This window comes from Vibrio eleionomae (assembly GCF_009874545.1).
In the GTDB taxonomy this organism is placed as follows: Bacteria; Pseudomonadota; Gammaproteobacteria; order Enterobacterales; family Vibrionaceae; genus Vibrio; species Vibrio nitrifigilis.
In genome coordinates this window covers 1-5,615 of sequence record NZ_WEKT01000101.1, presented here as the reverse complement: position 1 = coordinate 5,615, position 5,615 = coordinate 1, and the positions used below count along the sequence as shown (strand labels likewise).

Annotated in this window: 5 protein-coding genes; 4 read left to right on the top strand and 1 reads right to left on the bottom strand. The window is 41.3% G+C overall.

The window, feature by feature from the left end; all coding sequences use genetic code 11:
- Nucleotides 1-151: 151 nt before the first annotated feature.
- Nucleotides 152-1,702 carry a pectate lyase family protein gene (locus tag F9817_RS23370; RefSeq protein WP_161158615.1) on the top strand — a complete coding sequence of 517 codons (1,551 nt, stop codon included), beginning with the start codon at nucleotides 152-154 and terminating at the stop codon, nucleotides 1,700-1,702.
- Between the two features lie 277 nt (nucleotides 1,703-1,979).
- Nucleotides 1,980-2,720: an EAL domain-containing protein gene (locus F9817_RS23365; RefSeq protein WP_161158614.1), complete on the top strand. Its 741-nt coding sequence runs from the start codon at nucleotides 1,980-1,982 to the stop codon at nucleotides 2,718-2,720.
- A 75-nt stretch (nucleotides 2,721-2,795) separates the two neighbouring features.
- Here F9817_RS23365 and F9817_RS23360 read toward each other — a convergent pair whose 3' ends face one another.
- Nucleotides 2,796-3,662, bottom strand: coding sequence for a YicC/YloC family endoribonuclease (locus F9817_RS23360; RefSeq protein WP_161158613.1), 867 nt, complete (start codon nucleotides 3,660-3,662; stop codon nucleotides 2,796-2,798).
- Nucleotides 3,663-3,878: 216 nt separating this feature from the next.
- Here F9817_RS23360 and rph point away from each other — a divergent pair, with 216 nt between their 5' ends.
- Together rph and pyrE are read left to right on the top strand one after the other, a co-directional pair.
- Nucleotides 3,879-4,595, top strand: coding sequence for a ribonuclease PH (gene rph / locus F9817_RS23355; protein ID WP_161158612.1), 717 nt, complete (start codon nucleotides 3,879-3,881; stop codon nucleotides 4,593-4,595).
- Between the two features lie 134 nt (nucleotides 4,596-4,729).
- Complete coding sequence (pyrE, locus tag F9817_RS23350) at nucleotides 4,730-5,371, top strand: orotate phosphoribosyltransferase (RefSeq protein ID WP_161158611.1); 642 nt, start codon at nucleotides 4,730-4,732, stop codon at nucleotides 5,369-5,371.
- Nucleotides 5,372-5,615 lie beyond the last annotated feature (244 nt).

Genomic DNA, 5,615 nt, shown 5'->3' with positions numbered 1-5,615 from the left:
AAATAAAAGTAATAATTGTGATTTTTAATAAAAACAGTAACTTGTATTGTGATTTTTATTCAAAATAATCATCCAGTAAAACCATTAATATTTTGTATGTTTTATCTTTCTTGGGCCATTAATAGTGATGGCTTAGAATGAGATAAAAAGAATGACAACATCGTCTATTTTTCGTTTTACAACCCTTTCTGTTTGTCTATTCAGTGCAATAAATGCCTGGGCGGGCGTTGATGGTTACGCCTCTCTTAATGGTGGTACGACTGGCGGAGAAGGTGGTGACGTCGTTTATGCAACGACGGGTACTGAAATTAACCAAGCTATGTGCAATCGCTCGAGTGATGACACTCCATTAACCATTTACGTGACAGGCACAATTAACCACGATAATACCGAACAAGCATCTGGTAGTTGTAATACACGTGGTGATGCTATTCAGTTTAAGGGCGTGAGTAATATTTCATTAATTGGCCAAGGTGAGGCTTTATTCGATGAAATTGGCATTCATATCCGTGATGCATCAAATATCATTATCCGTAATGTGCACGTACGTAATGTGAAAAAATCAGGATCACCGATTTCTAATGGCGGTGATGCGATTGGTTTAGAGAAAAACGTCCATAATATCTGGATTGATCACAATGAATTAGAAGCATCAGGTGGTGAGAAAGATGGTTATGACTCATTGATTGATATGAAAGCAACAACGCAATATGTCACTGTTTCATATAACTATCTACACCACTCGGGACGTGGAGGATTGATTGGTTCAAGTGATAATGATACTGAGAATACGTATATAACATTCCATCACAACCGTTATGAGAATATTGATTCTCGCTTACCTCTTTTACGTCACGGTACAGTACACGCGTTTAATAACTACTATGCCCATGTATCTAAATCAGGTATGAATCCTCGTATCGGTGGTCAAATTAAGGCTGAAAACAATGTCTTCAACGATGTGCAAAACCCGATCGGCACATTTTATACTGATGACATGGGCTATTGGGATCTCAGTGGCAATCAATTTAATGATGTCACTTGGTTAGATAATTCAACTAACCATCCTGCTGGTCCAGATCCTGTTTCTACTACGTCGATTACTATTCCATATCAATATACTTTAGATGAGACTGATTGTGTTCAATCGATTGTGCTTGCAACCGCTGGTACTCAAAATGATTACGCTGTTTCTGATGGTAAATGTGCGACAAGCACACGAACAGAAGAAAGTAATGAAACAGCTGATGACACATCATCGTCTAATAGTGATACCTCTGACTCATCATCAGACACATCAAGTAGCGATGATTCAGCTTCGATTGATGTAAGCGGAGAAACCAATCTATCAATCGGTGCAGGCTCAGACGGTGATGGCAAAGGGATGGGAAGTTACGGCTCGGTTAGAGATGGCGATAGTACAACACTTTGGGCACCTAAAGGCAGCACAGGTACGGTGTCGATCAAATGGAAAACAGCTCAAACTATCAACGCGGTTGTGATTCGTGAAGCAGATGACTATAGCGGCAATATCACTAGCTGGCAGTTAACGAATAATGATACTGATGAGGTGATTGCATCAGGTACATCTACTGGTGTCATTACGTTTGATGCGGTTAGCCTGAAAAAAGTGAATTTCACAATTTTATCGAGTAAAGGCACGCCAACTGTGGCTGAATTTGAAACCTACTTTATTCAATAAACGAATATTTATTTTTCTGGGGACGTGAAGTCCCCCTTTTTGATCATTTCATATATTTACAAACTACTCAGTTATTCAAATTATTTGAACTACATTCAGCAACTGAAAAAACTTTTCTGACAAACGTTTCCACAAAGTCTTTGCCCGTTTAGCATACGTAACATTAAACGTCTGTGATATGGACAAAATAGATAACATTTTTGGGCATGTTACGTAAAAGCGGTATAAATAACCGCAACTCAATTGTTTTAAACTAACGAACGTGAAGCAAAAGACTATGCAAAAACTTATCGAAACCCAGGACGATCAATGCTTAGTATTTAATTTGCAGGGAACATTACTTGCCGCTTTTGCTGCTAAATATCAACCAATTTATGCTGAAGATAGCCATTCACTGTTTGCGTTCGAGTTTCTTCCAGAAATGCACTTTAATGCGGGGGAAGGCTATGACTCGACCAACTTTTTTCGACAAGCTGACGATGCCTGCTTTCAAGCGATTATAGAGCAACAATGGCACCAAGCAGTTGAATTAGTCGATAGGCTAAATACGCGAGTCTCATTCAATATCGATATGGCTTTTATTGCTGATTCTAACTTTGTTGCCAAAATCGCATCTCATTGCCGAGATCGACTTGTTCTAGAAGTGAATGGTTATGACTTATTTGCAGAGCAAATGGAGCGTTTTATAAAAAATATCCGTTTGCTGAGAGCAAAAGGCGTTGAAGTTTGGCTCAATGATTATGATGCTCGTAAAGATCTGCACAACCGTTATCTCAAATTAAAAATTTGGGATGGGATTAAGTTAGATGCGGATTTCTCACATCACCTTGCTCGTAAAGTTGTAAAAATTAACTTTCTTAACAAGTTGAAAGGGTATGCGAAAAAGATCGTTCTTTGTGGTGTTAATCAACCTGAATTAAAGACATTTTCTGAGATTAACAGTGTTTATGCGCAAGGTAATTACTGTTCTTACCCACTGAGCACTCAGCAAGTGAATGATTTCTATCGCTGTGCTTAAATAGCAAGCCAACTTTGAGCGATAAAAAAGGGCAGCATGGACTCACAATGCTGCCCTAATTCTATGAATAAGTGGTTATTCGATGTTTTGGATCTGTTCGCGCATCTGTTCAATAAGCACTTTTAATTCAACACCTGATGCAGTGATATCGGTACTGATGGATTTTGAGGCAAGCGTGTTTGATTCACGGTTGAATTCTTGCATCATAAAATCGAGACGGCGACCACACGAGCCACCTTTTTTCAGTACGTTACGTGCTTCTTTAACGTGAGAGTCTAAGCGATCAAGCTCTTCTGCTACATCTGATTTTTGCGCTAGAAGAATCATTTCTTGTTCGATACGGGTGGGGTCGAGTTCTACTTGAGCTTCAGCAAATTTGGTTTGCAGACGTTCGCGTTGCCATTCAATAATTTCTGGCATACGAGTACGTACCTGTGCCACTTCTTCACTAATAGCCGTTAGGCGCTGTTCGATGAGGGCTTTCATGTTTTCCCCTTCACGACCACGGGCATCGATAAACTCGGTTACACCTTCGTCAAAAGCCTTTAATAGCTCTTTATTGATCGCATCGATATCTTGTTCAGGTGTTTCCATAACACCTTGCCATTGCATGACTTGGAATGGATTGATGCGGCTTAGTTCACCCGTCATATGCATGATTTGATTGGCTGCTTTAATCACTTGTTCTGCAAGTGGTTCATTAATGGTCAGCTCACTTTGTGCTGCTGGGTTTGCTTCAAAGCGTAGGCTACACTCAACTTTACCGCGTGCTAGGCGTTTACGAAAACGCTCGCGAAGCACAGGTTCCAGACCACGAAATTGCTCTGGTAGACGGAAGTAAGTTTCTAAGTAACGTTGGTTAACCGAACGGATTTCCCAAACGGCACTGCCCCAGTCACCTTTCACTTCTTTGCGTGAATACGCGGTCATGCTGTAAATCATCAGTGTGTCCTTAGTCCTAAACTGTTAAGGCGTATTTTTAATAACCATCATACTAACATAGATTTATTCGGATCAATGTAGGAGCAATAAGAGATTAGGATGAATTACAAAGCAGATTTCATTCGGCGTGTGCGATAGCAGGGTAGGAAGCTGTGAATATTTCCGTTATAATCTGCGCCAAATCGATTACATCTCACCCAATAAAGGCAGAGAATTATGCGTCCAAATAACCGCGCAGCGGATCAAGTGCGTCCAATCAAAATTACTCGGAATTACACCGCTTATGCAGAAGGTTCTGTATTAGTTGAATTTGGTAATACGAAAGTATTGTGTAACGCAACCGTTGAAGAAAGTGTGCCTCGTTGGTTAAAAGGCCAAGGTAAAGGTTGGGTGACTGCGGAATACGGTATGCTTCCTCGTGCTACTCATACTCGTACTCGCCGCGAAGCTGCAAATGGTAAGCAGGGCGGACGTACGATGGAAATTCAACGTCTTATCGCACGCAGTTTACGTGCTGTGGTTGATTTGAAAGCGATGGGCGAGCTAATGATTACCGTCGATTGTGATGTGATTCAAGCCGACGGGGGCACTCGTACTGCTTCTATTACTGGTGCAAGTGTTGCTATGGCCGATGCTTTTGCGCATTTAATTAAAGCTGGCAAGTTGAAGAAAAACCCGATGAAAGGCCATGTTGCTGCTGTTTCTGTTGGTATTCTTGGCGAAGACGTACTTTGTGATTTGGAATATGTTGAAGATTCCAATGCCGATACCGATATGAATGTGGTCATGACCGAAGAAGGTAAGATGATTGAAATTCAGGGTACCGCAGAAGGTGAACCGTTCAGTCATGAAGAGTTGATGTCGTTACTGGAAAGTGCCAAGAAGGGCATTGCCGATATTGTTCAAGTGCAGAAAGAAGCACTTACTAACTAGTTTTTAAAAATAGCTCCTTATTTAAGGGGCTATTTTTTTGTGTTTTTCTCACCACCCGGGGGAAATGGTCTGGACACCACCCGGTGGTGAGAGTGTCAAAATAACCCGTTATAGGGAAACATAGAGAGAGAGTTATGAAAGCGTACCAGCGTGAGTTTATTGAGTTTGCCCTTGAGAGAGAAGTGCTGAAATTTGGTGAGTTTACTCTGAAATCCGGACGTAAAAGCCCATATTTCTTTAACGCTGGTTTGTTTAATACCGGATCTGACTTGGCCCGTTTAGGTCGCTTCTATGCAGCGGCGTTGGCGGATTCAGGCATCGATTTTGATGTGTTGTTTGGCCCTGCTTACAAAGGGATTCCAATCGCAACCACAACAGCAGTTGCTCTAGCAGATCATCATAATATCGATACGCCATACTGTTTTAACCGTAAAGAAGCGAAAGATCACGGCGAAGGCGGTAACTTGGTTGGTAGTGCGTTGGAAGGTCGAATCATGCTTGTTGATGATGTGATTACGGCAGGCACTGCGATTCGCGAATCGATGGAAATCATCCAAAATAACGGTGCTGATTTAGCGGGTGTTTTGGTTGCGATTGACCGCCAAGAAAAAGGCAAAGGCGAGCTTTCTGCTATTCAAGAAGTGGAGCGCGACTTCGCATGTAAGGTAATTTCGATTGTGAGCTTAAGTGATCTGATTTCTTACCTAGAACAACAAGATGGCAATGCTGAGCATCTTGAAGCAGTTAAAGCATACCAAGCTCAATATGGTATCTAAATTTTATAAAGTGCAGTAATAACCAAGCGCCGTAAAGGCGCTTTTTTTGTTTTTGAGTGTTGAACAAGCTCCCTCCCTTTGGGGAGGGCTGGGGAGGTGTACAAACCGGGGACATACTTTACAAAATGATCTGGAGACTTCGTTTACATAAGTTAAAACTCATAGTTAGGAGGACTAACTATGGCTTGGAAAGAGACTTGTGTTATGGATTTAAAAATCAAATTTATATCCGACTGGCTATCTG

Bases quoted from the DNA above. Each gene is read 5' to 3' on its own strand.
- rph (WP_161158612.1), top strand. From the start codon at position 3,879: ATGCGTCCAAATAACCGCGCAGCGGATCAAGTGCGTCCAATCAAAATT.
- F9817_RS23370 (WP_161158615.1), top strand. From the start codon at position 152: ATGACAACATCGTCTATTTTTCGTTTTACAACCCTTTCTGTTTGTCTA.
- F9817_RS23360 (WP_161158613.1), bottom strand. From the start codon at position 3,662: ATGATTTACAGCATGACCGCGTATTCACGCAAAGAAGTGAAAGGTGAC.
- pyrE (WP_161158611.1), top strand. From the start codon at position 4,730: ATGAAAGCGTACCAGCGTGAGTTTATTGAGTTTGCCCTTGAGAGAGAA.
- F9817_RS23365 (WP_161158614.1), top strand. From the start codon at position 1,980: ATGCAAAAACTTATCGAAACCCAGGACGATCAATGCTTAGTATTTAAT.